Below are 1,016 nucleotides of genomic sequence, written 5' to 3'. Positions count from 1 at the left end.
AGAACAAATTCCAAAAGAAGAGCCAAAAGAAAATACAAGTTCAGAATTAACCCAAGAACAATTTGATTTACTATGTAGTTATTTGCCAGATTACGAAAAAGAAAGACAAGATTTAATAGAGAATTATGGGGAAGAAAACATACCTAAATTTGTTAATATAGCAAAAAATTATATGGAAGCGATATTAAATTTTGATTATCGCATAGATTTTGAAACATATTATAATAGAGCTCTACCCTATTCCTCAGGAAGCTATGCAGATAGGACATGGTTTAAAGGTCTATATGATACCTTAGCTGAACATAAGTTGATAATGGAAGCAAAATTTATTACTGATGAATATTTTGTATATCAATATGCAGTACCTGAGGTAGAAGGATTACTATTATTTCGTGTTAAATCAGCAGAAGGTAATTTTAAAGAAGATTTGTTTGGAGATGGTGATTATGAATTAGGTAAATGGTATCAAATACCATATAAAGTACAGGTTGGTAGAGGATTAAAGGGTGAAAATTTTTATGGAGGTGACTTTAAAACTATTGGACCAGTAGAACCAGTAGAAGGGGATTAATATGAAAAAGATAGTATTTTTATTTATAATAATCTTTTTATTTGTAATGATTATAGATTTTAGGAATATAAGCTATGCTAATTATAATACATCAAATAGAAAAGTGGATTTTGTAATTTCAGAAAAAGAAGGGAATAGTTACATTATATTTCCCGTCACCTCAACAAAAGCTTCTTCAGAAATAGGACTTAGATGGGAAACAGAAGCATATAAAATTACAATGTTTCCTAAGGGAACTCAAATAAATATTGATGGCGAAGAAGACCATAAAAATTGTCCTATTGAAAATATGAAAGATCAAACAGTTATTGACCAAAGCATTAAATAAAAAATAAAAGCTAGTACAAAAAATAAAATATAATAAGGAGGAAAAATGTATATTAAAAAAATGCAAAAAGGAATAAAAAAGATATTTAGCCTTCTTTTACTAATCATCATATCCATA

Annotated in this window: 2 protein-coding genes; both read left to right on the top strand. The window is 27.7% G+C overall.

The window, feature by feature from the left end; translation table 11 throughout:
• Positions 1 to 571 (top strand): hypothetical protein (locus OM90_RS12940; protein WP_160323686.1); only part of this gene is annotated, 571 nt, incomplete at its 5' end.
• A 1-nt stretch (position 572) separates the two neighbouring features.
• On the top strand, positions 573 to 899 hold the full coding sequence (locus OM90_RS12120; protein WP_058487109.1) for a hypothetical protein: 327 nt from the start codon (positions 573 to 575) through the stop codon (positions 897 to 899).
• Positions 900 to 1,016 lie beyond the last annotated feature (117 nt).

The organism is Defluviitalea phaphyphila (assembly GCF_001466305.1).
Classification (GTDB): domain Bacteria; phylum Bacillota; class Clostridia; order Lachnospirales; family Defluviitaleaceae; genus Defluviitalea_A; species Defluviitalea_A phaphyphila.
Note: the sequence above shows the minus strand (reverse complement) of the source record. Positions and strands in the feature narration are given on the sequence as shown.

Bases quoted from the DNA above. Each gene is read 5' to 3' on its own strand.
- OM90_RS12120 (WP_058487109.1), top strand. From the start codon at position 573: ATGAAAAAGATAGTATTTTTATTTATAATAATCTTTTTATTTGTAATG.